Here is a 26,019-nt window from a genome sequence, read left to right as displayed (position 1 = left end):
CTAGTTCATCGTCGGGATGACGAAGTGGTCGGTGTCGGCCACGTGCGCACCCTCGATGTCGCCTTCCTTGACACCGGACGGCCAGCGCTGCGTGACCGTCTTGGTCTTGGTGTAGAAGCGGAAGGCGTCGGGGCCGTGCTGGTTGAGGTCGCCGAAGCCGGAGGCCTTCCAGCCGCCGAAGGTGTAGTACGCGATCGGGACGGGGATCGGGACGTTGATGCCGACCATGCCGACCTCGACGCGGGCGGCGAAGTCGCGGGCGGTGTCGCCGTCGCGGGTGAAGATCGCGACGCCGTTGCCGTACTCGTGCTCGGTCGGCAGGCGCAGGGCGTCCTCGTAGTCGCGCGCACGCACCACGGTGAGCACGGGGCCGAAGATCTCCTCCTTGTAGATGGACATCTCGGGGGTGACCTTGTCGAACAGGGTGGCGCCGGAGAAGAAGCCGTTCTCGTGTCCTTCGAGGACGAAGTCGCGGCCGTCGACGACCAGCTCGGCGCCTTCCTCGACGCCCTGGGCGATGTAGCCGTGCACGCGGTCGCGGGCGGCGGCGGTCACGAGCGGACCGAAGTCGGCCTTCTCGTCGAAGCTGGTGCCGATACGCAGTTCGGCGATGCGCTCGGTGAGCTTGGCGACGAGCCGGTCCGCGGTCTCCTCGCCGACGGGGACGGCGACGGACAGCGCCATGCAGCGCTCACCGGCCGAGCCGTAGGCGGCGCCGACGAGTGCGTCCGCGACCTGGTCGAGGTCGGCATCGGGCATGATGATCGCGTGGTTCTTCGCACCACCGAAGCACTGTGCGCGCTTGCCGTTCTTCGCGGCCGTCTCGTAGATGTACTGCGCGATGGGGGTCGAGCCGACGAAGCCGATCGCCTTGATGCGCGGGTCGTTCAGCAGGTAATCGACGGCGCTCTTGTCGCCGTTGACGACGTTGAACACACCGGCGGGCAGGCCGGCCTCGAGGAAGAGCTCGGCCAGGCGGAGCGGCACGGAGGGGTCGCGCTCGGAAGGCTTGAGCACGAATGCATTTCCGGCGGCGAGGGCAGGACCGGCCTTCCACAGCGGGATCATGGCCGGGAAGTTGAACGGGGTGATCCCGGCGACGACACCGAGGGGCTGACGCATCGAGTAGACGTCGATGCCGCCGCCTGCGGACTCGGTGTACTCACCCTTGAGGAGGTGCGGGGCGCCGATGGCGACCTCGATCACCTCGAGGCCGCGCTGGATGTCGCCCTTCGCGTCGGGGACGGTCTTGCCGTGCTCGCTCGACAGCAGGTGGGCGAGTTCGTCCATGTTCTCCTGCACGAGGTGCACGAACTTCATGAGGACGCGCACGCGCTTCTGAGGATTCCAGGACGCCCACACCTTCTGCGCCTCGGCGGCGTTGGCGATGACGGCGTCGACCTCGGAGTCGGCCGCGAGCGGCACGCGGGCCTGGACCTCTCCGGTGTTGGGGGCGAAGACGTCGGCGAAGCGGCCGGAGGTGCCGGCGACGTGCTGTCCGCCGACGAAGTGGGTCAATTCTCGAACGCTCATGTCCGATCCCGTCCTTTACTGGTGTGCGATGACGTGGGATGTGCGATTTTCGGCGCGAACGGGCGAAGGCCCGAAGTCTTCGCTCATCCTATAGTTGGAAGTCCACGTATGTCTACCGTCACACCGGACCGGATCGGCCGGCACCCCTCACGAACGATCGTCGCGTGAGGGGTCCGTGCACCCGGGTCGATACCCGAGGGTCGAGATCAGCCCTCGGCCATCTGCTGCGCCTTCGCGTACGCAAGGTGCAGGAAGTCGGCTCCGGTCAGCGCCGCGAACGAACCCGCCACCAGACGTGTGAGATTCGGAGCGTAGACACGGCCGAAGACCAGCGCCGTCACCGTCCACAGGTCGAGGCAGAAGGGGCACGCAAGCAGTTCCCCGACCGCGTGACGGACCCGCGACGACTTGCGCGGCTGCTCCATCACCTCGGCCGGACCACCGGGGCCGTCGAACTTCGTGAACGGTGCCCGCACCGGGCTGGTCACCGCCGCCTTGCTCACGATCCGGGAGATCTTGTGGCTCGCGAGCGCGGTGACCACGAGATCCCCGGCATCGGGCCTCGGCATCGCCCGCCCGCGCCTGGCCGCGACGGCACCGAGCGTGCCGACGGTGGTGAGGTAGACGGACATGAGCACCGCATATCCGCCGAGGGGGCGATCCTCCCCGTTCCGATAGGTGTCGGCCTCGTCCTGGACCGCATCGACCGCACGTTCGGCGTTCTCTCGCGCTGTCGACGGTGCTTCCGGTGTCCGCATGAATCCTCCACTCGTGGCATGTGCTGTCGGCGGCGCGACCGGAGCCGTCACCTTCATCGGGCGGCATACCCCGGGTGCGGACGGCACAACCACCGGCGTCCGATCGCGGTCAGCGCATGCGGCGGTAGAGATCCTCGAGGTCGGTGATCCCGCGGATCACCACGGCTTCGTCGGTTCCACCGGCCCGCAAGGCGCGGCGCAGCAGCATCGGATCGAGGTCATCGAGGGCCGGGCGGAACCGCTCCGCGGGCAACTCGGGCAACTCGGTGTCGTCACCGTAGAAGTCCTGCGACGCGGCCGCGTCGTCGTCGGCATCCGCTTCGTCGACACCCCCGATCAGCGTCGCGAGGTCCAGTCCGCGCAGGGTCAGGACCGCGAGCGGCTGGTCGTCGACGTGTTCTGCGAGCAGGTAGGCAACGGCCGCAGCGTGCTTGCAGGGCCACGAGTCGTCGGGGCACGTGCAGTCGAAATCGAGTTCACCCGCGCGTCGCGGCAGCAGGGAGGATCCCAGCTCTTCGGGGAGGATGCCCGCCGCGAGTCGCGCCAGCATGCCCGGCGACGAGCGGACCAGCGACACGAGTTCACCCACCGCGTCCTCGTCGAGCGTCCGCACCCGCACCGCCGAGGTGAACGGTGTGAGCTGGCTGCCCTGCACCTCGCCGACGGCCGCACCGGGTTCGAGTCGCATGGAGATCACCTGACCGGCGCGCGCGTAGGCACGGCCCCGCGTCAGTCGCCCCTTCTCGGCGACCTCCTCCATCGCCGAGATCAGTTCCTTCGACCACCAGCTTCGGCCGATCGCGCCCCGCTTGGTGCGCGCCTCGATGCCACCGTCGATCCGGCGGGCCGTGCCGTAGCGGCGTACGTTGCCCCGTGCCATCTAGTCCCCCACCGCGTCGTCGCCGAGCGTGAGCAGGCTCTGCAGCTGGTCGGTGGACAACTCGGTGATCCAGTTCTCCCCCGCCCCGACCACGATCTCGGCCAGTTCCTGCTTACCGGTGAGCATCTCGTCGATACGCTCCTCCACCGTTCCGACACAGACGAGCTTTCGGACCTGGACGTCGCGACGCTGCCCGATCCGGAACGCGCGGTCGGTGGCCTGGTTCTCCACCGCCGGATTCCACCATCGGTCGAGATGCACGACGTGGTTGGCGGCGGTGAGGTTCAGTCCGGTACCGCCCGCCTTGAGCGAGAGCACCATGATCGGCGGGCCGCCCTCTCCCTGGAAGCCGGCGACCATCGCGTCGCGACGGCTCTTGGACACTCCCCCGTGCAGGAAGGGCACCGTCGTCGCGAACCGCTCCTCGAGATAGGGGACGACGAGCTCACCGAACTCGCGGAACTGCGTGAACAGCAACACCTTCTCGCCGTCGGCCAGTACCGACTCGACGATGTCCTCGACCAGACCGAGCTTGCCCGAGCGGTGCCGTCCGCGACGCAGGACGGGCGAGCCGTCGCTCAGATAGTGCGCCGGATGGTTGCACACCTGCTTTAGCCGGGTCAGCGCCGCGAGCACCGCACCCTTGCGGGCCATGCCCTCCTTGTCGCGGATCCGGCGCATCATGTCGTCCACCACGGCCCGGTAGAGGGCGGCCTGCTCGGCCGTGAGGTTGGCGCGCACGGTCTGCTCGAACTTCTCGGGCAGATCGGAGATCACGTCGGGATCGGTCTTGACGCGGCGCATCACGAACGGTGCGGACAGTGCCCGCAACCGCGCCGCGGCGACGGCGTCGTGGTCGCGCTCGATCGGCACCGCGAACCGGGCACGGAAGGATGCCGCACTGCCGAGCAGGGACGGATTCGCGAAGTCCAGGATCGCGCGCAGTTCCTCGAGACGGTTCTCCACCGGTGTACCGGTGAGCGCGATCCGGTGCGCGGCGGGCACGGCGCGCGTGGCACGGGACTGCGCCGTCGCGGTGTTCTTCACGTGCTGGGCCTCGTCGAGGACCACGCGTTGCCAGGTCAGGGTCGCAAGCTGCGCGACGTCCCGGGCGGCGATGGCGTAGGTCGTCACCACGAGATCGTGGTCGGCCGCAGCGGCGGCGAGTGCCGGCCCGCTCAGCCGCTGGGCACCGTGGTGGACGTGCACCCGCAGGTCGGGCACGAACCGTTCGGCCTCGCGCTGCCAGTTGCCCACCACGGACATCGGGCAGACGAGCAGTGTCGGCGCCTTCCGCAGCCCCGACTCGCGTTCGTGGGCGAGCAGCGCGAGGACCTGGATGGTCTTGCCCAGGCCCATGTCGTCGGCGAGCACGGCGCCGAGGCCGAGCCGGCTCATGAACGCGAGCCAGTCGAGGCCGCGCTGCTGGTAGGGACGCAGTTCGGCGTTCAGTCCCGCCGGCACGGGGACGGACTCGGGGTGGGCCTGCCCGTCGAGCAGCATCTCGACCCAGCCGGACGCGGAGATCTCGGTGACCTCCGCGGGCGGCGCATCGTCGCCGGTGAACTGGGCGAACAACGACCCGAGGGTCGCATCCTCGGCGGAATGCGCCGTGACGTACCGGGCCGCGCGGGCCAGCGCCTCGGCGTCGGCCCGGACCCACTTGCCGCGCAGCTTGACCAGGTCGCTGTTGGCCGCGACGAGCTCTTCCATCTCCGACTGGGTGAGCAGCATGTCGCCGACGGCGAGCTGCCATTCGTACGAGACGATCGCGCTCATCCCGACGACGCTGTCGTCGGCGCTCACGGGGGCGACGGGCGAGTCGACCTGCAGACGCAGGGACGGATCGACCCGGGTCCAAGCACGCGGCAGCAACACGGCGATGCCCGCGGCCTCGAGTTCGCGGGCGCCGTGCTCGACGAGGTCGACGACGACCGGGGTGGGCAGCAGCAGGTCGAGACTGTCGGGGTCGCGGGGCACGTCCTGCAGACGGGGATAGGCCTGGAGTGCGATCCCGAGCTTGCGCACGCCGATCTGGAGCAGATGAGGGTCGGTGTCCTCGACGGGCAGCGGCGTCGGGGACTGTCCCTCCGGACGCAGGCACACCTCGAGCCGCCAGACGGAGTCGGCTCCGACCGCGTCGTCGGCGTCGTCCGGCTCGACGAGGCGCAGCACGAGGTCGGGTTCGTATCCGGCGAGGCTGGCACGCCATTCCTCGAGCGCGTCGGCCATGCGCTGGGTCCCGCGGGGGTGGGGGCTGCCCTCGGCCAGTGCGGCGACGAGCGGGTGCAGCGAGGTCGACGAGCCGTGGAGGGTGCGCACGATCGGATCGGTCAGTTCGCGGCACAGATCGTCGAGGAGATCGACGGGTCGTCCGAGCTGTCGCTGCGCAGGCGACATCGCCGCCGCGAGTTCGGCGGACCACGCCCGCGTCTTCTCACCACCGAGCAGGCGCCACCGCGCCCACCACTGCTTCTCGACACGCACGAGTTCCGGTGCGACGCGGCCGGCCTGCGCCCACCTCTCGATGCCGCGGGCGACGTGCGCGAGATATCGCAGGTCGCCGCCGACGCCCCCGGGACGGCGCGGCATGTCGAGCAGGAGCTCGGCTGCGTCCGCCGGTGCGACCGCGACGGCGGGCAGCGTGCTCGGCTCGGTGTCCGTGGGGAGGGTGAGGGTGACGCGATGGCGGAACGGGCGGTCGATCCACCGGCGCAGCGCAGACGGCAGCGCGTCGGGATCGGGCTCTGCGGCGGGGTCCCACCACAGCATCAGGCCGGATCCCGGTGACCACAGCCCGTGCAACATGCCCACTATCGTGCCAGCTGCACCCGACCCCGATGGCAGGCTGGGTCCCATGGCACGCGCATACGGCTTCGTGGAGTACGGCGGTCCGGAGACACAGCAGCTGTTCGACACCCCCGTCCCCTCACCCGGTCCGGGGCAGCTCCTCGTGGCGGTCCGGGCCGCGGGCGTGAATCCCGCCGACTGGAAGGTGCGGTCCGGACGGCGCACGGGCAGCGTCACGGTGCACTTCCCGGCGGTGCTCGGCCGGGAGGTCTCGGGTGTGGTGGAGGCCGTCGGTCCGGACACCCGCTTCCGGCCGGGCGATGCCGTCTTCGGAGCCACCGCGGAGGGCTACGGCGGCTACGCCGAGTACACCCTCGTCGACGCGCGGGCTGCCGCGCACAAGCCCGACTCCGTGCCGTTCGAGGTTGCGGCCACCCTCCCGGTCGCGTCCGGAACGGCCTTCGACATCGTCGAGCACCTCGAGATCGTCGATGCGGACACCGTCCTTGTCCTGGGGGCCGGTGGTGGTGTCGGGTCGGCAACGACGCAACTCGCGCACGCCGCGGGTGCCGCCGTGCTCGGCGTGGCGAGCGCGGGCAAACGGGAACTCGTCGAATCGTGCGGCGGACTGTGGATCGAGTCCGGTGACGGATTCGACGCGCGGGTCGCGGCCACCACCGAGCGGTGCGGGGCGGTGACCGCGGTCGTCGACCTCGTGGGTGGCGACGTGCTCGAACGGGCGGTCGCGCTGACGCGGGCGCCGGAACGGGTCGTGAGTGTCGCCGATCCGGCCCGCGCGGAGAAGCTGGGCGGTTCGGGCATCACGCGGCGACGGACCCGGGAGGTGTTCGAGCGGGTCGCGGCGTTCGTCGAGCGGGGTGTCCTCGCGCCGCGCATCGAGCGGACCTTCCCGCTCGCCGAAGCCGGGGCCGCCCTGGAACTCGTCGAGTCCGGGCACGCCGGCGGGAAGATCGTCGTCACGCTCCCCTGAATCGCCTCACTCCGAATCGCCTCACTCCGGATCGCTCCGCCCCGAGGGTCCTGTCGGCAGCATCGTGTCGGCCGGGCATGTCAGGATCGCCGCGTGCGTGGGGGGAACGCGACATGGTGGGTGGCGGCAGTGCTGGTCGCGGTGGCGGTGTCGTGGTTGTGGGACCGCACCGCGCCGGGATCCGGGACGGTGCCGGGCAGCCCCGCCCGAGCCGAGGTGCATGCCCTGCTCGAGCAGGTGACGGTGGTCGAGGAGCGCCGGAAGGTGCCCGGCTATCAGCGGGGCTGCGGCGCGGGCGAGCGATGTGTGTTCGGTCCGGCCTGGTCCGACGACCACCCCGGCGCCGGTGGGCACGACGGGTGCGACACCCGCAACAACGTCCTCGCGCGCGACCTCTCCTCCCCCACCTTCCGGGCCGGCACCGACGACTGCGTCGTGACGAGCGGGGTCCTCAACGATCCGTATACCGGGGCGCGCGTGGAGTTCCGGCGCGCCGCGGCGAACGCCGTGCACATCGATCACATCTATCCACTCGCCGCGGCCTGGGATCTCGGTGCCTCCGCATGGCCTGCCGAACGTCGGCGCCGGTTCGCGAACGACATCATCTACAACCTCGTCGCCGTCGACGGGCAGGCGAACCTCGACAAGCGCGACGGCACGCCGGCGCAGTGGTTGCCCCCGGCTCCGGGTTACCGCTGCTGGTTCGCCGGCCGGTACCTGACCGTGGCGGTGCGTTACGCGTTGCCGATCACGGTCGACGACCACCGTGCCCTGCTGGGCGCGGCGGAGTCGTGCCCGTGATGCCGTCGCGGGGAGCGTGCCCGTGTTGCCGCTCAGGCGGGAAGGTTGCGCGGGATCCAGTCGGGCTCGCGCTTCTCCATGAAGGCCCGCATCCCCTCGCGGGGTTCGGGCGAGGTCTCGAGTGCCCCGAACATCGTCTGGTAGTCGAACTGCCCGTAGCGCTCGTTGAGCATGCGCTTGACCTGGGCACGCGCGATCGGCGCGGTCCGCAGGACCTGCCGCGCGGCTTCGAGGGCGGCCTCGCGCAGTTGCTCGTGCGGGACGACGCGGGAGATGACTCCCAGGCGCTGCGCCTCGTGGGCGTCGAAGACCCGCGCCGACAACAGCAGGTCGCGGGCGGCGGCGAGACCGACGTGCGCGGGTAGTGCTGCGGCGAAGGTCGCGTCGGGGATGCCCCGGAGGAGTTCGGGGACACGGAAGGTCGCGCGTTCGCTGGCGACGGCGATGTCGGACATCATCGCGACCAGCAGTCCCCCGGCCTGGCAGATGCCGTTGACGGCGGAGATGACGGGGGCGCGACTGTCGCGGATGGTCAGGAACGGGACGACGTCCACTCCCGAGAGGCCCTCGGGCAGATCGTCGCCGGGTTCGGCGCGACCGCCGAGGTCACCGCCGGGCGCGAAGACGTCGTCGACACCGGTGATGACGAGGGCAGCGAGGTCGGGATCGGAATTGACCAGTCGCACCGCACGTTTGATCCCGTAGTACATCGCCGGGGTGAATGCGTTGCGTGCTGCGGGCCGATCGATGATGCACCAGCCGATCGCGCCTTCCCGTTCGAATCTCAGTCCGCCTGCGCCCAGATCGTCTCCCATGTATCGGACAGTATCTCATTCTTAATCATGAGAACAGCATGCTCAAACAAGAACATCGATGTTTCCGAGTGCATCCGGTCTACGGTGAGGAAATGCTCGAGCGCATCTCCAAGGACACCCGGCTGTGCATCTCGATGTCCGGCCGCCCCAGCAACATCGGCACCCGGTTCCACAACTACCTCTACGAGGAACTCGGTCTCGACTTCGTCTACAAGGCGTTCGCGCCCGTGAACATCGAGGACGCCGTGGCGGGGATACGCGGCCTGGGCATCCGCGGAGCCGGGGTGTCCATGCCGTTCAAGGAAGCCGTGCTGCCGCTCGTCGACGTGCTGCACGATTCGGCGCGGGCCATCGAGTCCGTGAACACGATCGTCAACGACGACGGCGTCCTGCACGCCTACAACACCGACTATCAGGCGGTGAGCGATGTGCTCGTCGAGCACGGCGTCGACTCCGCCCTACCGGTCACGGTGGTGGGCAGCGGGGGCATGGCGAAGGCGGTGACGGCGGCGCTGCGCCACAACGGATTCACCGACGGAACGATCGTCGCGCGCAACGAGGACACCGGACGGCCGCTCGCGCGCAAGTACGGCTACGAATGGCGCGCCGACACGAGCGAGGTCACCCCTGGGCTGATCGTCAACGCCACTCCGATCGGGATGGCGGGCGGCGCCGAATCGGGCGACCTGCCGCTCCCCCACGACTTCGTCGCCGCAGCGGCGACGGTCTTCGACGTCGTGGCCGTCCCGCCGGACACCCCGCTCGTCCGGTTCGCCCGCGAGCACGACATCCCGGCGATCACGGGCGACGAGGTCATCGCGCTGCAGGCGGCGCTGCAGTTCGAGCTCTACACGGGGGTGGCTCCGACGCGCGAGCAGGTGCGCCGCGCGTCGGAGTACTCCCGTTCCTGAACGGCGGGAACCGAGGACGACCCCGTCGTCAGACGATTCCGGCCTGCTCGAGACCGTCGAGCACCACGGTGGCAGCGTCGACCGCGACGTTCATCTCGAGGCGGGTGATGTCGTGCGTGGCGGGGTTCTGCAGACCGAAGTTGTTGACCCACGCGGCTGTTCGTGCCGACTGGAACATGAACGTGGTGGTCTCGGTGTCGCCCACCAGGTCGCCGACGAACCAGCCGGTGAAGAACGGGCCGAGGTCGACGCCGTAGACCGCCTCGAACTCCTCGGCGATCACGGGTGCAGCATCGACGAGCGCTTCACCGAAGGTGTAGAAATCGCGGGTGTGCTCGGGCGTCGATCCGATGGTCACGAGCGCTTCCGGGAAGTCGACCACCAGGTGGGCGACGATCGCGCCGAGCAACACGCGACCGGGGCTGCGGTCGCACTGTTCGGTGAGCGCGAGCGCGTCCGCCCAGTGCGGCGCCGGCGACCCGCCGGTCACGTACTCGTGCAGATTCGCCAGGTAGAGACGCACCACTTCGACGGCGAGCGCGGACGCCCATTCGGGATCGTCGTAGATCCCGGAGTCGAGGGTCGGGCCGGTGAGTTCGAGGATCTCGTCGAAGGCGAGGACGAACGTGCCACGGTAGTCGTCGCTGCGGGTGAGGAGGTCTCGCAGCTCGGCGATCCGGGTGCGGGCGTCGTCGAAGGTGTCGATTCCCGCGGGATCGGTCAGTGCGGCGATCTCGGCCTGGGGAGTGGCGGATACGCAGTGGGACGGTGCCGTATCGGCCGGCACCGGCGCGGCCGATACGGTCGGTGCGGCGAGCAGGGTCGCCAGGACTGCAGCACCTACGGTGATCGTCGTACGGCCTCGGGCGAAATGCTTCATTTGCGTTAATTTACCGGGCGTTTCTCCGGGATACTCCGGGGTGTCCCATTCGCGGCCGGCTCCGGCGTGCAGTTCTCGTCGGCGATCTCGCGAATCGTCGACGAGAACTGCGCATCGGCCGGCGGACCGCTCAACTGCCGGTGGCGACCTCCCGCTTCGGATCCGCCGACCATTGCGACCACGAGCCCGGATACAGGGCGGCGTCGATGCCCGCGATCTCCAGCGCGGCGATCTCGTGTGCGGCGTTGATTCCCGATCCGCAGTACACGGCGACGTCGGTGCGCTTCACACCCAGCTTCGAGAAGCGGTGCGCGATCTGATCCGCGGGCAGGAACGAACCGTCCTGGCGGAGGTTCTCGGTGGTCGGCGCGCTGACCGCCCCGGGAATGTGCCCCGCCCGGCGGTCCACCGGCTCCTCGTCGCCGCAGTACCGCGCGTGGGCCCGCGCATCGAGCAGGACTCCGTGGGTCACGAAGGCCGCGGCCTCGTCGGGACCGATCGTGGGCATGTGGCCGGGACTCAACGTCACGTTACCCGGCTTCTTCTCGCCGCCCGGACCTGCGGCGAGAGGGTGCCCGCCGGCGATCCACGCCTGCAGTCCGCCGTCGAGCAGCCGCACCTCGGAGTGCCCGGCCCAGCGCAACAGCCACCAGGCGCGGGCCGCGGCGAGATCACCACTGTCGTCGTATGCGACGACCAGAGCACCGTCGTCGATCCCCCACCGGCGTGCGGTGGCCTGGAATCGGTCGATGTCGGGCAGCGGATGACGGCCGAGCCCCGGGCCGGGCGGATCGGCGAGATCCTCGTCCAGGTCGACGTAGACCGCGCCGCTGATGTGCCCTTCGTGGAACCGGTCCCGTCCGTGTCTGTCGCCGAGCGCCCAGCGGACGTCGAGTATCACCGGCGACCGGCCCTGCTCGATCATCTCGGCGAGTTCGACGGTGGAGAGGAGAACGGGGGTATCGGACATGACCCGATCCTGACACGAACGGCACATGCCGTTCCGGCTTTGGGGCGACACGCCGTGCGTGCCGGGACGACCCCGGCAAGCGGACACGCCCTGTGCACGTCCGATTCGAGGGTTTTGCGTCTCGGTTCGGGATTGGCGTGGGGGTTGGTCTGATTTGACGTGCGGAGAGCACTATCGTCGAGACGTGAGCAACCGCCAACCGACGAGCCCAGCCGCCCCGCCTGAGCCGGAGCAGTTCCCGGTGTTGTGGCCCATGCAGACGCGTTGGGCCGACAACGACCATTACGGCCACGTCAACAACGTCACGTACTACTCGTACTTCGACTCGGCGGTCAACGGGTGGCTCATCTCCACCACCGGTGTCGACATCCGCGAACTCGACGCGATCGGGGTCGTGGCCGAGACCTCCTGCCGCTATCTCGCCGAATTGTCCTTCCCCGACCGCCTGCAGGTCGGACTGGCGGTCGAACGTCTGGGCACACAGTCGATCACCTATTCGCTCGCAATCTTCCGGGAGGCCGACGACACCCTGATCCCGGCGGCGACCGGCCGGTTCGTCCACGTCTACGTCGATCCGCAGACGCGCCGCCCCGTCCCGATCCCCGATCAGATCCGCAAGGCCGCCGCCCAGCTGGCCACGCCGAACGCGGGCCGCTGACGCCCTACGTCGCGTCGTCTCCGCTGCGCCCGGCCGCCCGGGCCAGCAGCGGAGACGTGCGCTGCGGGACGAGGTCCTGCATGACCAACGACATGTCGGTGCGTTCGACGCCGCGGATCTTCAGGATGCGGCCCGCGAGCCGGTAGAGGTCGTCGGCGTCGCGGGCGACCACCTTCACCGACAGGTCGATCTGCCCGGTCAGCCCGTAGACCTCGGTGACCTCGGGGATCTGCGCGAGTTCGTCGACGACCTCGTCGAGACGGTGCTGATCGACCCGGGTGGCCACGTAGGCGGCGAGCGGATAGCCCAGGCTGACGGGATCCACGCGCCGGTCGAACGAGGCGAGCACACCCTCGGCCTCCCATCGGGCCAGGCGCGCCTGGACGGTGTTGCGGGACAACCCGAGACGCTGCGCCAGCTCGACTCCCGTGGCGCGCGGTGTGCGTGTGAGCTCGAGGAGCAGACGCGCATCGGTGGCATCCAGACTGGTCATTCTTCGCAGTCTGCCAGCTCGGGGCACCCCGAAACCGTGCTTTCTGCACAGTCGGAGGCGGACCGATTGCGCACGCGCGATTCGCCCGGATGATGTGATGTACGGCACACATCATCCGGTCGGGCCTCACGAGGGCACGCCGGATCCGCACCGACGAGGTGATCCGATGGTTGTACCGACCGCCTATCCGGTCCAGTTGATCCAACCCGACGGGCGACGCGTCCTCGACACCGAGTACGGCCCACTCGTCGCCGACGTCGGCCCCGACGAACTGCGCGGGCTCTACCGCGACATGGTCGTCGCGCGACGCATCGACGCAGAGGCGACGGCCCTCCAACGGCAGGGTGAACTCGGCCTCTGGGCGCCGCTCCAGGGCCAGGAGGCCGCGCAGGTCGGCTCCGCCCGGGCACTCGCGCCCGACGACTACGTCTTCACCAGCTACCGTGAGCACGCCGTCGCGTTGTGCCGCGGTGTCGATCCCGCCGACATGACACGCCTGTGGCGTGGGTGCGGACTGTCCGGATGGGATCCGAAGACGGTCGCCACCACCAACCCCGCGATCGTCGTCGGAGCCCAGGGCCTGCACGCCACCGGTTACGCGATGGGCGCGAAGCTCGACGGAGCCGAGATCGCCACCGTCGTGTACTTCGGAGACGGCGCCACGAGCCAGGGCGACATCTCGGAGGCGATGGTCTTCTCCGTCAGCTGGGGCGTCGGCGTGGTGTTCATCTGCCAGAACAACCACTGGGCGATCAGCGCGCCCACCCACGTGCAGAGCCCTGTCCCCCTCGCAGGGCGCGCTGCCGGATTCGGGATGCCGGCCGTGCAGGTCGACGGCAACGACGTCCTCGCGGTCCTGGCGGTGACCCGGCGTGCCGTCCGGCATGCCCGCGAGGGTGCCGGCCCGTTCTTCATCGAGGCCCTCACCTACCGTATGGGTCCGCACACGACCTCCGACGACCCCACCCGCTACCGCACACCCGCCGATCTCGAGGAGTGGAAGGCACGCGATCCCATCGATCGGCTGCGCCGACTGCTCGAACGCGAGGGGCACGCCGACGAGGACTTCTTCGACGAGGTCCGGTCGGCCGCCGACGAGGCCGCGATGCGGCTCCGGCGCGGCACGCTCGAGATGCCCGACCCCGAACCCGATGCCCTGTTCGACCACGTCTACGCCACCGAGCATCCGCTCGTCGAACAGGAACGTGCGGACTACGCCGAGTATCTGGCGAGTTTCGGCCCCGCAGAGGAGGAGGCGCGACGATGACCACCACGACGATGACCCTCGGCGGCGCCCTCAACGCCGGACTCCGCCGCGCACTCGAACACGACCCCAAGGTCGTCATCATGGGCGAGGACGTCGGCACACTCGGCGGCGTCTTCCGCATCACCGACACCCTGCAGAAGGACTTCGGTGAGGGCCGCGTGATCGACACTCCCCTCGCCGAATCCGGGATCGTGGGAACGGCCTTCGGAATGGCGCTGCGCGGCTATCGGCCCGTGTGCGAGATCCAGTTCGACGGCTTCGTCTACCCGGCCTTCGACCAGATCGTCTCGCAGGTCGCGAAGATCCACTACCGCACCGCCGGTGCCGTGGTGGCCCCGTTGACCGTCCGGATCCCCTACGGCGGCGGCATCGGTGCGGTCGAACACCATTCGGAATCACCGGAGGTGTACTTCACCCACACCGCGGGTCTGCGGGTCGTGAGCCCGAGCACTCCGTCCGACGCGTACTGGATGATCCAGCAGGCCGTCGCACTCGACGATCCGGTGATCTTCCTCGAGCCGAAGCACCGCTACTGGGAACGCGGTGAGGTCGACACGGACACCGCCCCCGACCTCCCGCTCACATCCGCGCGGGTCGTCCGGTCCGGTTCCGACGCGACGGTCGTGACCTTCGGTGCGCTGGTCGGCACGGCGTTGCGCGCAGCCGAGATCGCCGAGACGGAAGGGCATTCGCTCGAGGTCGTCGATCTGAGGTCGCTGTCCCCCATCGACTTCGACACGATCGAGGCCTCGGTGCGACGGACCGGCCGACTCGTCGTCGTGCAGGAGGCGCCGGTCTTCTGCGGCATCGGCGCCGAGATCGCCGCCCGCACGACCGAGCGGTGCTTCTACCAGCTCGAGGCACCGGTCCTGCGGGTCGGCGGATTCGACATCCCCTATCCTCCGGCCAAACTCGAATCCCATCACCGTCCCGACCCGGATCGCATCCTCCATGCGGTCGACCGCGCACTCGCAGCGTGAGGCGCAGCGATGACGAATCCCACACGTGCAGTACAGGAATTCCGTCTCCCGGATCTCGGTGAGGGACTCACCGAAGCGGACTGGGTGCAGTGGGCCGTCGCGGTCGGCGATCGCGTCGAACTCAACCAGGTCATCGGGGAGGTCGAAACCGCCAAGGCCACGGTGGAACTGCCGTCGCCCTATGCCGGCACGGTCGAGGAACTGCTGGTCGAACCAGGGCAGACGGTGCCGGTCGGGGCACCTCTGCTGCGGATCGTCACCGAGGACGGACCCGCCGAACCGACCGGTGACAGCGGCGTCCCGTCCCGACCGTCGGTGCTCGTCGGTTACGGCCCCGGCGACGCCCCGCAGAGCAGGCGCGCGACCCGCCGTACCTCGGCGGACACCGGGCGGGACAGCGACGGCGACACCCCACCTGCACGACCCGACGCGAAGCCCGGCGCACGCAAACTCGCAGCCCTCCTCGAGGTGGATCTTGACACGGTGACGGGCACCGGCCGAGGTGGGGTGATCACACGCGACGACGTGCGGCGCACCGCCGGGCACGGCGAAGAACCCACCGCCGGGCACGGCGAAGAACCCACCGCCGGGCACGGCGAAGAACCCACCGCCGGGCACGGCGAGGAAACCACCGCCGGACAATCACGCCCACCCGCCCGTGCGCCCTCCCCCGAGAGGACCACGCGGATACCCGTAGGAGGGGTGCGCCAGAGGACCGCCGAGGCCGTCTCCCGCAGCGCCTTCACCGCCCCGCACGCGAGTGTCTTCCTCACGTGCGACGCGACTGCCACCGTCGATCTGGTGTCGACCCTGCGCGCGTCGCCGGCCTTCGAAGGCGTCCGTCCGACGGCGCTGAGCATCGTCTCCCGCGCGCTGTTGCACGCGATCGCGGCCGAACCGTCGCTCAACGCGCACTGGGACGACGACGCAGGTGAGATCGTGCTCCATCACGACGTGCATCTCGGGATCGCCACCGCGACCTCCGACGGCCTGAAGGTCCCGGTGGTCCGGGAGGCCCAGCGCCTGTCGTTGCCGCACCTGGCCCGGTCGATCGCCGAGGTCGCCGACCGCGCGCGGACGGGTCGCTCCACGCCGTCCGAGCTGACGGGTTCGACGGTCTCGGTGACGAACGTCGGGGTGTTCGGGGTGGACGGGGGAACACCGATCCTCAATCCCGGCGAGTCGGCGATCCTCGCCGTCGGTGCGATCTCCGATCGCCCGTGGGTGGTGGACGGTGCTCTTGCGATCCGCAAAGTGGTCACGTTGTCGCTGTCGTTCGATCATCGGCTCGTCGACGGGGAGCAGGCGGGACGGGCACTCGCGACGATCGGCGCTTTCCTCGGCGATCCCGTGCCCATGCTCGTTGCCGACAACTAGGTGAGCGTGGCCGCCCTGACGCCGACGGCGCCCACGCGGTGATCCGCGTGGGCGCCGTAAGGGAGCAGCGACAGGTCCGGAAGGCCTACAGGGCCTTCAGTTCCTCGGTGACCTCCGAGACCATCTTCTTCGCGTCACCGAACAGCATCGACGTGTTGTCGGCGGTGAACAGCGGGTTGTCGATACCGGCGTAACCGGAGCTCATCGAGCGCTTGAGCACGATGACCGACTTCGACTGGTCGACGTTGAGGATCGGCATGCCGTAGATCGGGCTCGACGAGTCCAGTCGGGCAGCCGGGTTGGTGACGTCGTTCGCGCCGATGACGATGGTGACATCGGTGCGGCTGAACTCGCCGTTGATGTCGTCCATCTCCTTCATCGCGTCGTATTCGACGTCGGCCTCGGCGAGCAGGACGTTCATGTGGCCGGGCATACGACCGGCGACCGGGTGGATCGCGTACTTGACCTCGACACCGCGGTCCTCGAGCAGCGCTGCCATCTCCTTGACGGCGTGCTGCGCCTGGGCGACGGCCAGACCGTAGCCGGGGACGACGATGACCTGGTTGGCGTACGCCATCTGGATGGCGGCGTCCGAGGCCGAGGTGGCCTTGACCGTGCCACCCGACGCCGAGGCCACACCTGCGGCCGCCTCGCCACCACCGAAGGCGCCGAAGACGATCGCGGGGATCGACCGGTTCATTGCCTTGGCCATGAGGTTGGTCAGGATGGTGCCCGAGGCGCCGACGATCATGCCCGCGACGATCATGGCCTGGTTGTTCAGCGCGAGACCGGCGGCTGCTGCCGACAGACCCGTCAGGGCGTTGAGCAGCGAGATCACGACGGGCATGTCCGCGCCGCCGATCGGCAGCACGACGAACAGACCCATCAGGCCGGCGGCGACGAGCAGTGCCAGGATCCACCACGAGGCGAGCGGCTCACCGTCGGCGCTGATGCCGATGTAGACGGCGATGGCGATCGACGCGAGGACGAGCACGATGTTGGCCAGCTGGAACAGCTTCGCCGACGCGACGAGCTTCTTCTCGAGGTTCTTGTTCAGCAGTTCCTGCAGCTTCGCGAAGGCGACGAGCGAACCCCAGAACGAGATCGAGCCGATGATCGCGGCGAACAGCGAACCGACGATCATGACCACGGTCGGGTCGTCGTCCAGCGTCGTGAAGCTGGTGGACTCGAGATATTCGGCCCACGCGATGAGCGCGACGGTGCCACCACCGACGCCGTTGAACAGTGCGACCAGCTGCGGCATGGCCGTCATCTTGGTCTTCAGTGCCGGCGGGACGCCGAGGATGATGCCGACGGCCAGACCGCCGATGATCAGACCCCAGTTCTCCGTGTGGCGGATGTCGATGAGCACCGCGACGACCGCGATGAACATACCGACGGCGGCGATGTAGTTGCCGCGGACGGCGGTCTTCGGGCCCGTCAGACCCGACAGACCGTAGATGAACATCGCGAAGGCGATGATGTACAGGACCGAGACGAGGTAGCCCATCAGGCGTCAGCCCCCTTCTTCTGTGCAGCCGGGGAGTCCTTGCGCTGCTTGAACATCCCGAGCATGCGGTCGGTGACGACGAAGCCACCGACGACGTTCAGGGTGCCGAAGACCAGAGCGACGAACAGGATGATCTTGATGCCCCAGTGGGCATCACCGGGGAGATGACCGAGCACGACGAGTGCGCCGAGCACGACGATGCCGTGGATCGCGTTGGTGCCCGACATCAGCGGCGTGTGCAGCGTGTTCGGCACCTTGGAGATGACGGCGAAACCGACGAATCCGGCCAGGACCAGAATCGCGATGTTCGCGAGTAGTTCGTTGTACATCTAGGAGTTCTCCTTCGAACGCGTCACGCAGGCAGCCGCGAGGATCTCGTCCGAGAAGTCCGGGGCCAGGGCACCGGACTCGTCGAGCAGCAGCTCGATCAGCGCGTACACGTTCTTCGAGTAGAGCTCGGAGGCATGCTCCGGCATCGTCGCGGGCAGGTTGAGCGGCGAGCAGATGGTGACGTCGTGCTTGACGACGGTCTGCCCCGGCTCGGTGAGTTCGCAGTTGCCACCGGTCTCGCCGGCGAGGTCGACGATCACCGAACCCGGCTTCATCCCTTCGACCGCGGCGGCGGTCACCAGGCGCGGCGCCGGGCGGCCCGGCACGAGCGCGGTGGTGATGACGACGTCGAAGCCCTTGATGGCGTCTTCGAGCGCCTGCTGCTGCTGGGCCCGCTCGGCCTCGGTGAGCTCGCGTGCGTAGCCACCCTCACCGGCGGCGTCGATGCCGAGGTCGAGCCACTGGGCACCGACCGACCGGACCTGGTCGGCGACCTCGGGACGCACGTCGTATCCGGTGGTGCGGCCACCGAGACGCTTCGCCGTGGCGAGCGCCTGCAGACCCGCGACACCCACACCGAGCACCAGCACGGTCGCCGGCTTCACGGTGCCTGCGGCGGTGGTGAGCATCGGGAAGAAGCGCGTGGATTCGCTCGCCGCGACCAGCACGGCCTTGTAACCGGCGACGTTCGCCTGCGACGACAGGGCATCCATGACCTGCGCGCGGGAGATACGAGGAATGGCCTCGACGGCGTACGCCTCGACACCGGCCTGCGTCAGGGAGCCGATCTGGTTGTCGGCGTTGCGCGGGGCGAGGAAGCCGATCAGGCGCTGACCGGACTTCAGGCGTGCGATCTCGGCGTCGCTCGGCGGAGCGACCTTGACGACGATGTCGGCGGACCAGGCGTCGCCGACGGTCGCGCCGGCTTCCTTGTAAGCCGCATCCGGAATGAGCGCGCCCTGGCCGGCACCGGACTCGACGACGACGTCGAGCCCCTTGCCGATCAAGGAGGGCACGATCTTCGGTACGAGCGCGACCCGCCGTTCCCCGTCGTTCGTCTCACGAACCACGCCGACGGTCGGACGGCGGTGCGCTCCGCTCCCCGTGTTCGATCCTTCGGTACTCAATTCTTGACTCCTGCGTCGATGAAAGTGCGCGTCGTGCCGCGATCGGCGGCGAAAGATGCGTTATCGAAGGCCATGTGACGGCCCGTCATGCACTGAAAGGCTTAAGCAGACCTACCGTGCCCTCCCGTGACCTCGCAACCTGGTGAAATCATCTGAATCGAGTCCGAACAGCAAGATGGCGCAAGTTTGTGAGGCAGCTCACCTCACAAATGCCATTTTCCTCCGGTGAGCAAGAGCGTGGAGGACGATCGGAAACGGTCCCGGGAACGGGCCGGGAAACGGCCTCCGAAGCGAAAGAAGGCGGTGTGCAAACAGATTCGTTCCGCGTGTACCGATCGACGGTGTGTACCGATTCAGAACACTTCGGAATCGATTCAGATACCGCGTCGCCGAACGACATCTTTGCGCTCGTCCGGCAGGCGGCGTAAGGGGCTCTCATGAGTCACGACCGCGAGAAGGACCACGACGACGACCTCGGCGGCGACCCGGTCTGCTGGCTCCATCTCCTCTGCCCCGACTGCGGAGCGATGCTCACCTCCGAGGAGGAGCCGTGCCCGCGATGCGGCAGGGAGCACCCGATCCCGGATCCCTCCTGACCCGAGCACCTAACCTGGCCACATGAACGTGCCGGCCCCCGTCCTCGACCTCGCCCGCTCGGCCCGCCGCGTCGCCGTCCTCACCGGTGCCGGGATGTCCGCCGAGAGCGGTGTCCCCACCTTCCGCGACGCGCAGACCGGGTTGTGGGAGAACTTCGACGCCACCGCGCTCGCCACACCGGAGGCGTGGGCGGACGATCCGGCTACGGTCTGGGCCTGGTACCAGTGGCGGGTCGCGCTCGTCCGCCGGGTGCAGCCCAATGCCGGACACCTGGCGCTCGCCGACTGGGCACGGGCGGCCCACGTGCAGATCGTGACGCAGAACGTCGACGACCTCCACGAGCGGGCCGGAAGCTCCGAGGTCACCCATCTGCACGGAAGCCTGTTCGCCCCACGCTGCAGCAGGTGCGAGCGCGCCGTCGACCTTCCCGATCCGCCGGAGGATCCCGTCGCTCGTCTCGATCCGCCGTCGTGCCCCGCATGCGGAGGCGACGGGCGGCCGGGCGTCGTGTGGTTCGGCGAGATGTTGCCGCAGGAACCGTGGGAGACCGCGACCGAGTCCCTGCGTGATGCCGACCTGCTGCTCGTCGTCGGCACCTCGGGTGTCGTCTACCCGGCGGCCGGCCTGCCGTCGCTCGCACGCAGTCACGGCGTACCGGTGGTGCAGATCGATCCACGCGAGACCGATCTGAGCGATCAGGTCGACCATGCCTGGCGCACCACTGCTGCCGTCGGTCTCCCCGCCCTCGTCGACACACTGGAGATCGGGGCCGACACACCGCGTTAAGGTGACCCGGTGAGTTCCTGTGTGTTCTGCGCCATAGCCGACGGCAGCGGTCCGGCGACACGGGTGTACGAGGACGACGAGGTCGTGGCCTTCCTCGACATCCGACCGATCGCGCGCGGGCACACCCTCGTGATCCCCCGCGTGCACACCGCACGCCTCGAGGAGCTCGATCCGGCGTCGGGTGCGGCAGTCTTCCGTGCCGGACAACGGATCGCCCGGGCGATGGCCCGTTCCGAACTCGCCACCGACGGAACCAATCTCGTCCTGAACGACGGACGAGCAGCCTTCCAGACCGTCTTCCACACCCATCTGCACCTCCTGCCCCGCTGGAACGGCGATCGTGTCCGGATGGGTATCGGTCTGGTCCGCCGTCGCCCCCACGACCCCGAGACCACCGCGGCGATCATCCGCGCCGGTCTCGAACGTCTCACCGCCGAGGAGCACCAGTGACATCACAGCCCGACACCACCCCCGACACCTCCGCTGCCGAGTTCCCGATCGACACGATCCGGCCGCTGCTGCTCGAGCAGTTCGCCGTGCTCGACGACCTGCTGGCGGGACTGACCGAGGACGAGTGGACGACCGCCACCTGCCTGCCGGGATGGACCGTCAAGGACATCACTGCGCATCTCATCGGCACCGAGTCGATGCTCGCGGGCATCGAGGCTCCGCGCGTCGAACGCGACGTGCGCTCGTTCGACCACGTGCGCAACGACATCGCGGCCTTCAACGAGTTGTGGGTGGAGTCGTTGCGTCCCGTCCCCGGCGCGGACGTGCTCGAGCGGTACCGCGAGATCGTCGCCCTGCGCACGGAGCAACTCGGCGCGATGACCCAGGAGGACTTCGGGAAACAGTCGAACACTCCCGTCGGGCCGGCACCGTACGGGCGCTTCATGCGGATCCGCGTGTTCGACTGCTGGCTCCACGAACTCGACATCTGCGACGCGCTCGGCAGGACGGGCAGCGAGGGCGGCCCGCGTGCCGAACTCGGATCCGCGGAGGTCTTCGGTGCGGTTCCGTTCATCGTCGGCAAGCGCGGCAAGGCCCCCGAGGGAGCGCGCATCACGCTCGAACTCACCGGTCCCCTCGCGCGCACCATCCACATCGAGGTGCACGGACGGGCCACCGAGGTGCCGGCCCTGTCCGAACCGGTCACGACCACGATCGCGATGGACTCCGGGTTGTTCGTTCGGCTCGCCGGTGGACGCGTGCGCGCCGAGGACCGGATCGAGGAGATCTCCCTCGGCGGCGACACCGAGGTCGGACGCCGCATCGTCGACAACCTCGCGTTCACGATCTGACGTCGTGCGGCTGTTCCTGTCCTCCTACCGGTTCGGCACCGATCCGGACGCCTTCGTCCGGTTGACGACGCCGGGCCGGATCGCGGTGATCGCGAACGCCGCCGACGCGTGGCCCGCCTCGGCCCGCACGGCGGCGGTCACGAGCGAGATGGGCCCGCTGCGGTCGCTCGGCTTCGAACCGGAGGAGGTGGATCTACGTGATCACCTCGACGATCCCGACTCGCTCCGGCGGCGCCTGTCGGACTTCACGTCCGTGTGGGTGCGCGGCGGCAACACTTTCGTCCTGCGAGCGCAATTGGCCCGCAGCGGAGGCGATACCGTGCTCACGGATCTGGTGAGCGACAACCGTCTCGTGTACGGGGGCTACAGCGCCGGGGCCTGTGTCGCCACACCGTCGCTGCGCGGCATCGAGTTCTCCGACGACCCCGACGAGGTCGCCGCGACCTGCGGTGTCCCGGTGGTGTGGGACGGACTCGGCTGGGTCGAACACGCGATCGTGCCGCACGCCGGTGACTCGATGCTGGCCGACGACGGGATACGGCAGACCCTGCGCTACCTGCGCGAGCACGACGTCGAACACGTGGCGTTGACCGACGACGACGCGATCGTCGTCGACACTCCTCCCGGTCACGCCCCGAGTACGGTGAGATCATGACGCAGAACATCGACGGCACCGAACCCCGGATCGAGCACGACGCCGACAAGGCCCGTTTCGCGCTCTATCTCGGCGACGACCTCGCGGCCTACGCCGACTACACGCAGCACGGCGACCTGCGGGACTTCGACCACACCGTCACCGACCCGCAGTTCCGCGGCAAGGGCCTCGCCGGGATCGTGGTGAAGCACGCCCTCGACGAGACCAGGAAGCAGGGACTGAAGATCGGTACGTCCTGCTCGTACGTCGAGAAGTTCGTCTCCGAACATCCCGAATACCGCAACTGATCCGTCACACCTGCACGTCGCGGCGGCGGAAACCGACGATCGCCGCTGCGACGAGCAGCACCGCCGCAACCGCCGGGACGATCAGCGGCATCACCGTCACCCCCTCTGCGGGCACCAGCGGGACATGCGAGAACGGCGACAGTGCGACGAGTTCGTCGGGGAGGTTCAGCATCTCGCCGAGCCACGCGACGAACACCATCCACACCACGAGCACCCACACGAGCCCGGTGGCACGCGGCACGCAGCCCAGCAGCGCGAACGCCACGGCGACCACGAGGATCGCAGCCGGCGCGTAGGCCAGGGACGCCGCGATCATCCGCGGCATCCACCCCCAGTCGCCCACCGCGAGCGCGACCCCCAGTCCGGTCGCAGCACCGGAGACGAGCAGCGCCACGACCAACTGGACGACGATCACGCCGAGTGCCGCGAACAGCCATGCGCTGCGCGCCGTTCCGGTGACGATCACGAGACCGGAACGTCCACCGTCCTCCTCGCTGCGCATCCGCATCACGCCGGACACACCGAAGGCGGTGGCGCCGAGAGCGAGGAACATCAGCATCATCCCGGAGAATGAGGCGGTGAGGGCGTCGGGGTCCACGCCGACCATGTCCAGCACCTGCGGCATCTCGTCGATGAGGTCCTCGACGGAGCTGGCGAGAGCGCCCATCGCGACGCCGAACAGGACCAGTCCCGTCAGCCAGCCCACGAAGGCTCCGCGCAGCAGGCGGCGGATCAGACCGACCGGACCGAGCAACGCGGAATTTGCCTCGGCGGGTCCGGGTTTCGGTGCCCGCAGTCCGGCTCCGAGGTCGCGGCGCCGCGACAGTGCGACGGCGACGGTGAGCAGCACGACCGTCGTGGCGACGGACAACAACAGCGGCCACCACCGCTCGTCGACGTAGAGCCGGGTCTGCTGGGCCCAGGCGATCGGCGAGAGCCACGACAGCCACGAGCCGGTCGACTCGATGATGTCGCCGGCGCCGCGGACGAAGAAGGCCGCAGCGAGCACTGCGAGCGCGGTACCCGTGGCCGAGCGGGAGTGTTCGCCGAACTGGGCGGTCACTGCCGCGACCGCACCGAAGAGCACCCCGGTGACGGCGGAGGCCACACCGAAGGCGACCGAGCCGACGACATCGAGCCCGCCTGCGATGAGCGCGACGGTGATACCGGTGCCCACGATGAGGTTCGCGACCGAGACCAGCATCAGGGCGGCCGCCGGCGGAGCATAGGCCCCGACGGGCAGCGCCCGCAGAAGTTCGAGCCGGCCGGATTCCTCCTGCGCCCGGGTGTGCCGCACGACGAGCAGGATGCTCATGATCGCGGTCGCGACGAAGACGGTCAGGCTCAGTTCGTTCGCGGTCATCGCCCCGAGCGTGTAGTTGTCGATCCCGTAGGCCGGGCCCGTCATGAGTACGGCAGCCGGATTCTCCAGCAGGGCAGCACGGGCCTGACGGGAGGCCTCGTCGGGATAGACCGCGGCCAGGCTGAGGACGGTCGACCACACCGTGAAGGCGAGCGCGAGGGTCCAGACGGTGATGCGCACGCGGTCCAGCCGCAGGTAGAGCCGCAGCAGGGTGCCGAGCCCGGTGAACGGTGCCGCGGACGTCGCGGAGGTACCGCTCGGGGTCGGTACAGCTGTCGGTGTCGTCGTGGTCATCGTGAGGACACCTCCTCCACCGCACCGGCGCCGTTCCCGTCACCGGTGTCGAAGGTGTCGCCGTAGTGCCGCATGAACAGCTCTTCGAGCGACGGGGGCGTGATGGTGAGGTTCTCGACGCCGAGTCCGGCGAGTTCCTGCAGGACCGGGGCGAGGGCGGTGTTGTCGACGTCGAACGCGAGCCGGCCGTCGTCGGCGTAGAGGTCGTGGACCCCGGAGAGCCCGCCCAGTCGCTCGGCAGGGGCACTCGTGGTGGCCCGCACGGACGAGCGCGTCAGGTGCCGCAACTGCGCGAGGGTGCCGGTCTCGACGTCGCGCCCGGCCCGGATGATCGTCACCGTGTCGCAGAGCTTCTCGACCTCGGCGAGGATGTGGCTGGACAACAGGACGGTCGCGCCGCGGTCGCGGAGCCCTCGCACCTCGTCGGTGAACACCGCCTCCATGAGCGGGTCGAGACCCGAGGTGGGTTCGTCGAGCAGGTAGAGCTCGGCGTCCGATGCGAGTGCGGCGACGAGTGCGACCTTCTGCCGGTTGCCCTTCGAATAGGTGCGGGCCTTCTTCGTCGGATCGAGTTCGAACCGCTCGAGGAGTTCGGCGCGACGACGCGTGCGGACCTCGCCCCCGCGGATGCGGGTGAGGACGTCGATGATCTCGCCACCGGTGAGGGTGGGCCACAGGTTCGTGTCGCCGGGCACGTACGCGAGCCGGCGGTGGATCGCGACGGCGTCGGTCCACGGGTCGAGTCCGAGGACGCGGACGGTGCCGGAATCGGCACGCAGCATTCCGAGCAGCACGCGGATCGCTGTGGACTTGCCGGCGCCGTTCGGTCCGAGGAATCCGGCGACGGTACCGCGTTCGACGGTCATCGAGAAGCCGTCGAGGGCTCTCGTGGTTCCGAATGTCTTGACGACGTCGCGGATTTCGATGATCTGGGTGTCCATCTTTCCTCCGTCAGGAGTCGGGGGGTGCCTTCCGTGCTGCCAGAAATGCCTCGAGGAGCGTCGAGTCCGTCAGCAACGGCTCGGTGTAGAGCTCGAGCATCGGCAGCATGAGGCGCTCGGTGTAGGAACGCAGCCTGGCAGGAAACGTCTCGAGATCGAGATACTCGTCCGGACCCGGAAGGTCCATGAGCACGGCGCCGACGCTGAACGAGATGAGGGCGCGTGCTCGTTCGGAGGGGAACCGGCTGGGCCGCACGGTTCCGGCAGCCACCGCCTCTTCGAGATATGCCTCGGTGTCGGCGACGAGTCGGTCGAGGAAGTCGGCGGCGGGTGCACCGCCGGCCCGGAGGGTGCGGAAGAGATAGGCGACCGTGGTCGCGTAGTTCTCGATGTGCTCCATCTGGTCGTTCAGCGCGGCCGGCCCGGCCTGCGGGTCGAGGACGGCACTCTTCGCCTGCCGGATCCCGTCGAGCACGTACCGGTCGCAGTGTTCCTTCAATCCGGCGCGGGATCCGAAGTGATGCACGATCAGCGAAGCGCTGACGCCGCACTCTGCGGCGATGGTGCGTAGTGGCACGCCGACGCCGTACGCGGCGATGCACCGGATCGCGGCGTCGCGGATCCGTGCACGGGTGGTGAGGTCTTCACCGGCGACGGTTGAACGCACGTTTCAAGCGTTGCACACGTGTTCAACCGGATCAACGCACGGAATGTGTCATCGAAG

Annotated in this window: 27 protein-coding genes; 13 read left to right on the top strand and 14 right to left on the bottom strand. The window is 69.0% G+C overall.

Features of this window, described 5'->3' with window-relative positions; all coding sequences use genetic code 11:
- From U9J23_RS08265 to U9J23_RS08250, 4 genes are all read right to left on the bottom strand, one after another.
- A complete protein-coding gene (locus U9J23_RS08265) occupies positions 1-1,533 on the bottom strand; it encodes a CoA-acylating methylmalonate-semialdehyde dehydrogenase (RefSeq protein WP_064851604.1) in 1,533 nt (510 codons plus the stop codon).
- A 206-nt stretch (positions 1,534-1,739) separates the two neighbouring features.
- Positions 1,740-2,291, bottom strand: a complete 552-nt coding sequence (locus tag U9J23_RS08260; protein WP_059383683.1) for a DUF1360 domain-containing protein — start codon at positions 2,289-2,291, stop codon at positions 1,740-1,742.
- Between the two features lie 109 nt (positions 2,292-2,400).
- Positions 2,401-3,171: an SWIM zinc finger family protein gene (locus tag U9J23_RS08255; RefSeq protein ID WP_059383682.1), complete on the bottom strand. Its 771-nt coding sequence runs from the start codon at positions 3,169-3,171 to the stop codon at positions 2,401-2,403.
- The gene (locus U9J23_RS08250) at positions 3,172-5,979 is read right to left on the bottom strand and encodes a DEAD/DEAH box helicase (RefSeq protein WP_189637386.1); all 2,808 of its coding nucleotides are present in this window, start codon (positions 5,977-5,979) and stop codon (positions 3,172-3,174) included.
- Between the two features lie 49 nt (positions 5,980-6,028).
- On the opposite strand from U9J23_RS08250, the gene U9J23_RS08245 reads away from it, so the two are divergent.
- Both U9J23_RS08245 and U9J23_RS08240 read left to right on the top strand, forming a co-directional pair.
- Positions 6,029-6,952, top strand: a complete 924-nt coding sequence (locus tag U9J23_RS08245; protein ID WP_085469582.1) for an NADP-dependent oxidoreductase — start codon at positions 6,029-6,031, stop codon at positions 6,950-6,952.
- 129 nt (positions 6,953-7,081) lie between these two features.
- On the top strand, positions 7,082-7,753 hold the full coding sequence (locus U9J23_RS08240) for an HNH endonuclease family protein (RefSeq protein ID WP_059383728.1): 672 nt from the start codon (positions 7,082-7,084) through the stop codon (positions 7,751-7,753).
- Positions 7,754-7,785: 32 nt separating this feature from the next.
- On the opposite strand, the gene U9J23_RS08235 is transcribed toward U9J23_RS08240, so the two are convergent.
- Complete coding sequence (locus U9J23_RS08235) at positions 7,786-8,568, bottom strand: enoyl-CoA hydratase/isomerase family protein (RefSeq protein WP_059383679.1); 783 nt, start codon at positions 8,566-8,568, stop codon at positions 7,786-7,788.
- Between the two features lie 92 nt (positions 8,569-8,660).
- Between U9J23_RS08235 and U9J23_RS08230 the strand changes: the two genes are divergently transcribed.
- A complete protein-coding gene (locus U9J23_RS08230) occupies positions 8,661-9,479 on the top strand; it encodes a shikimate 5-dehydrogenase (protein WP_326602277.1) in 819 nt (272 codons plus the stop codon).
- Between the two features lie 28 nt (positions 9,480-9,507).
- On the opposite strand, the gene U9J23_RS08225 is transcribed toward U9J23_RS08230, so the two are convergent.
- Together U9J23_RS08225 and U9J23_RS08220 are read right to left on the bottom strand one after the other, a co-directional pair.
- Positions 9,508-10,359, bottom strand: coding sequence for a DUF5995 family protein (locus U9J23_RS08225; RefSeq protein WP_059383678.1), 852 nt, complete (start codon positions 10,357-10,359; stop codon positions 9,508-9,510).
- 130 nt (positions 10,360-10,489) lie between these two features.
- On the bottom strand, positions 10,490-11,329 hold the full coding sequence (locus tag U9J23_RS08220) for a sulfurtransferase (RefSeq protein WP_272268948.1): 840 nt from the start codon (positions 11,327-11,329) through the stop codon (positions 10,490-10,492).
- Positions 11,330-11,513: 184 nt separating this feature from the next.
- Here U9J23_RS08220 and U9J23_RS08215 point away from each other — a divergent pair, with 184 nt between their 5' ends.
- The gene (locus U9J23_RS08215) at positions 11,514-11,987 is read left to right on the top strand and encodes an acyl-CoA thioesterase (protein WP_024103679.1); all 474 of its coding nucleotides are present in this window, start codon (positions 11,514-11,516) and stop codon (positions 11,985-11,987) included.
- Positions 11,988-11,991: 4 nt separating this feature from the next.
- Here U9J23_RS08215 and U9J23_RS08210 read toward each other — a convergent pair whose 3' ends face one another.
- Positions 11,992-12,480 (bottom strand): Lrp/AsnC family transcriptional regulator, encoded by a 489-nt coding sequence (locus U9J23_RS08210; RefSeq protein ID WP_272268949.1) that lies wholly within the window; start codon positions 12,478-12,480, stop codon positions 11,992-11,994.
- Between the two features lie 166 nt (positions 12,481-12,646).
- Here U9J23_RS08210 and pdhA point away from each other — a divergent pair, with 166 nt between their 5' ends.
- The 3 genes from pdhA to U9J23_RS08195 are packed head-to-tail and all read left to right on the top strand — an operon-like array spanning position 12,647 to position 16,104.
- On the top strand, positions 12,647-13,747 hold the full coding sequence (gene pdhA / locus U9J23_RS08205; RefSeq protein WP_059383726.1) for a pyruvate dehydrogenase (acetyl-transferring) E1 component subunit alpha: 1,101 nt from the start codon (positions 12,647-12,649) through the stop codon (positions 13,745-13,747).
- The gene (locus U9J23_RS08200; RefSeq protein ID WP_272268950.1) at positions 13,744-14,727 is read left to right on the top strand and encodes an alpha-ketoacid dehydrogenase subunit beta; all 984 of its coding nucleotides are present in this window, start codon (positions 13,744-13,746) and stop codon (positions 14,725-14,727) included. The genes pdhA and U9J23_RS08200 overlap by 4 nt, the downstream gene beginning before the upstream one ends.
- A gap of 9 nt (positions 14,728-14,736) precedes the next feature.
- Positions 14,737-16,104 (top strand): dihydrolipoamide acetyltransferase family protein, encoded by a 1,368-nt coding sequence (locus U9J23_RS08195; RefSeq protein ID WP_272268951.1) that lies wholly within the window; start codon positions 14,737-14,739, stop codon positions 16,102-16,104.
- An 85-nt stretch (positions 16,105-16,189) separates the two neighbouring features.
- Here U9J23_RS08195 and U9J23_RS08190 read toward each other — a convergent pair whose 3' ends face one another.
- Genes U9J23_RS08190 through U9J23_RS08180 form a run of 3 tightly spaced genes read right to left on the bottom strand, consistent with a single transcriptional unit; the run spans position 16,190 to position 19,071 of the window.
- Complete coding sequence (locus U9J23_RS08190; protein WP_059383673.1) at positions 16,190-17,614, bottom strand: NAD(P)(+) transhydrogenase (Re/Si-specific) subunit beta; 1,425 nt, start codon at positions 17,612-17,614, stop codon at positions 16,190-16,192.
- Positions 17,614-17,943 (bottom strand): NAD(P) transhydrogenase subunit alpha, encoded by a 330-nt coding sequence (locus tag U9J23_RS08185; protein WP_006552916.1) that lies wholly within the window; start codon positions 17,941-17,943, stop codon positions 17,614-17,616. The genes U9J23_RS08190 and U9J23_RS08185 overlap by 1 nt, the downstream gene beginning before the upstream one ends.
- Positions 17,944-19,071: a Re/Si-specific NAD(P)(+) transhydrogenase subunit alpha gene (locus U9J23_RS08180; protein ID WP_059383672.1), complete on the bottom strand. Its 1,128-nt coding sequence runs from the start codon at positions 19,069-19,071 to the stop codon at positions 17,944-17,946.
- A gap of 437 nt (positions 19,072-19,508) precedes the next feature.
- Between U9J23_RS08180 and U9J23_RS08175 the strand changes: the two genes are divergently transcribed.
- From U9J23_RS08175 to U9J23_RS08150, 6 genes are read left to right on the top strand one after another with little or no spacing between them, the layout of a single operon-like run.
- Entirely contained in the window at positions 19,509-19,667 is a 159-nt protein-coding gene (locus U9J23_RS08175) for a hypothetical protein (RefSeq protein ID WP_167388354.1), read from the top strand.
- Positions 19,668-19,689: 22 nt separating this feature from the next.
- Positions 19,690-20,454, top strand: a complete 765-nt coding sequence (locus tag U9J23_RS08170) for an SIR2 family NAD-dependent protein deacylase (RefSeq protein ID WP_085469577.1) — start codon at positions 19,690-19,692, stop codon at positions 20,452-20,454.
- A gap of 9 nt (positions 20,455-20,463) precedes the next feature.
- Complete coding sequence (locus U9J23_RS08165) at positions 20,464-20,904, top strand: HIT family protein (RefSeq protein WP_059383670.1); 441 nt, start codon at positions 20,464-20,466, stop codon at positions 20,902-20,904.
- Positions 20,901-21,755, top strand: a complete 855-nt coding sequence (locus U9J23_RS08160; RefSeq protein ID WP_145707235.1) for a maleylpyruvate isomerase family mycothiol-dependent enzyme — start codon at positions 20,901-20,903, stop codon at positions 21,753-21,755. Before U9J23_RS08165 ends, U9J23_RS08160 begins: the two co-directional genes overlap by 4 nt.
- 4 nt (positions 21,756-21,759) lie before the next feature.
- Positions 21,760-22,410 carry a Type 1 glutamine amidotransferase-like domain-containing protein gene (locus tag U9J23_RS08155; RefSeq protein ID WP_059383668.1) on the top strand — a complete coding sequence of 217 codons (651 nt, stop codon included), beginning with the start codon at positions 21,760-21,762 and terminating at the stop codon, positions 22,408-22,410.
- Positions 22,407-22,697, top strand: a complete 291-nt coding sequence (locus U9J23_RS08150) for a GNAT family N-acetyltransferase (RefSeq protein ID WP_059383667.1) — start codon at positions 22,407-22,409, stop codon at positions 22,695-22,697. The genes U9J23_RS08155 and U9J23_RS08150 overlap by 4 nt, the downstream gene beginning before the upstream one ends.
- 4 nt (positions 22,698-22,701) lie before the next feature.
- Here the strand turns inward: U9J23_RS08150 and U9J23_RS08145 are convergent, their stop codons facing one another.
- Genes U9J23_RS08145 through U9J23_RS08135 form a run of 3 tightly spaced genes read right to left on the bottom strand, consistent with a single transcriptional unit; the run spans position 22,702 to position 25,962 of the window.
- The gene (locus U9J23_RS08145; protein ID WP_059383666.1) at positions 22,702-24,354 is read right to left on the bottom strand and encodes an ABC transporter permease; all 1,653 of its coding nucleotides are present in this window, start codon (positions 24,352-24,354) and stop codon (positions 22,702-22,704) included.
- Positions 24,351-25,295 carry an ABC transporter ATP-binding protein gene (locus U9J23_RS08140; protein ID WP_059383665.1) on the bottom strand — a complete coding sequence of 315 codons (945 nt, stop codon included), beginning with the start codon at positions 25,293-25,295 and terminating at the stop codon, positions 24,351-24,353. Before U9J23_RS08140 ends, U9J23_RS08145 begins: the two co-directional genes overlap by 4 nt.
- A 10-nt stretch (positions 25,296-25,305) precedes the next feature.
- Complete coding sequence (locus tag U9J23_RS08135; protein WP_059383664.1) at positions 25,306-25,962, bottom strand: TetR/AcrR family transcriptional regulator; 657 nt, start codon at positions 25,960-25,962, stop codon at positions 25,306-25,308.
- Positions 25,963-26,019 lie beyond the last annotated feature (57 nt).

The organism is Rhodococcus sp. PD04 (assembly GCF_035918275.1).
Classification (GTDB): Bacteria; Actinomycetota; Actinomycetes; order Mycobacteriales; family Mycobacteriaceae; genus Rhodococcus; species Rhodococcus rhodochrous.
This window is presented reverse-complemented; position numbering and strand designations above follow the sequence as displayed.

Coding starts and splice junctions, on each gene's coding strand:
- U9J23_RS08265 (WP_064851604.1), bottom strand. CDS start 1,533: ATGAGCGTTCGAGAATTGACCCACTTCGTCGGCGGACAGCACGTCGCC.
- U9J23_RS08260 (WP_059383683.1), bottom strand. CDS start 2,291: ATGCGGACACCGGAAGCACCGTCGACAGCGCGAGAGAACGCCGAACGT.
- U9J23_RS08255 (WP_059383682.1), bottom strand. CDS start 3,171: ATGGCACGGGGCAACGTACGCCGCTACGGCACGGCCCGCCGGATCGAC.
- U9J23_RS08250 (WP_189637386.1), bottom strand. CDS start 5,979: ATGTTGCACGGGCTGTGGTCACCGGGATCCGGCCTGATGCTGTGGTGG.
- U9J23_RS08245 (WP_085469582.1), top strand. CDS start 6,029: ATGGCACGCGCATACGGCTTCGTGGAGTACGGCGGTCCGGAGACACAG.
- U9J23_RS08235 (WP_059383679.1), bottom strand. CDS start 8,568: ATGGGAGACGATCTGGGCGCAGGCGGACTGAGATTCGAACGGGAAGGC.
- U9J23_RS08230 (WP_326602277.1), top strand. CDS start 8,661: ATGCTCGAGCGCATCTCCAAGGACACCCGGCTGTGCATCTCGATGTCC.
- U9J23_RS08225 (WP_059383678.1), bottom strand. CDS start 10,359: ATGAAGCATTTCGCCCGAGGCCGTACGACGATCACCGTAGGTGCTGCA.
- U9J23_RS08220 (WP_272268948.1), bottom strand. CDS start 11,329: ATGTCCGATACCCCCGTTCTCCTCTCCACCGTCGAACTCGCCGAGATG.
- U9J23_RS08210 (WP_272268949.1), bottom strand. CDS start 12,480: ATGACCAGTCTGGATGCCACCGATGCGCGTCTGCTCCTCGAGCTCACA.
- pdhA (WP_059383726.1), top strand. CDS start 12,647: ATGGTTGTACCGACCGCCTATCCGGTCCAGTTGATCCAACCCGACGGG.
- U9J23_RS08200 (WP_272268950.1), top strand. CDS start 13,744: ATGACCACCACGACGATGACCCTCGGCGGCGCCCTCAACGCCGGACTC.
- U9J23_RS08195 (WP_272268951.1), top strand. CDS start 14,737: ATGACGAATCCCACACGTGCAGTACAGGAATTCCGTCTCCCGGATCTC.
- U9J23_RS08190 (WP_059383673.1), bottom strand. CDS start 17,614: ATGGGCTACCTCGTCTCGGTCCTGTACATCATCGCCTTCGCGATGTTC.
- U9J23_RS08185 (WP_006552916.1), bottom strand. CDS start 17,943: ATGTACAACGAACTACTCGCGAACATCGCGATTCTGGTCCTGGCCGGA.
- U9J23_RS08175 (WP_167388354.1), top strand. CDS start 19,509: ATGAGTCACGACCGCGAGAAGGACCACGACGACGACCTCGGCGGCGAC.
- U9J23_RS08170 (WP_085469577.1), top strand. CDS start 19,690: ATGAACGTGCCGGCCCCCGTCCTCGACCTCGCCCGCTCGGCCCGCCGC.
- U9J23_RS08150 (WP_059383667.1), top strand. CDS start 22,407: ATGACGCAGAACATCGACGGCACCGAACCCCGGATCGAGCACGACGCC.
- U9J23_RS08145 (WP_059383666.1), bottom strand. CDS start 24,354: ATGACCACGACGACACCGACAGCTGTACCGACCCCGAGCGGTACCTCC.
- U9J23_RS08140 (WP_059383665.1), bottom strand. CDS start 25,295: ATGGACACCCAGATCATCGAAATCCGCGACGTCGTCAAGACATTCGGA.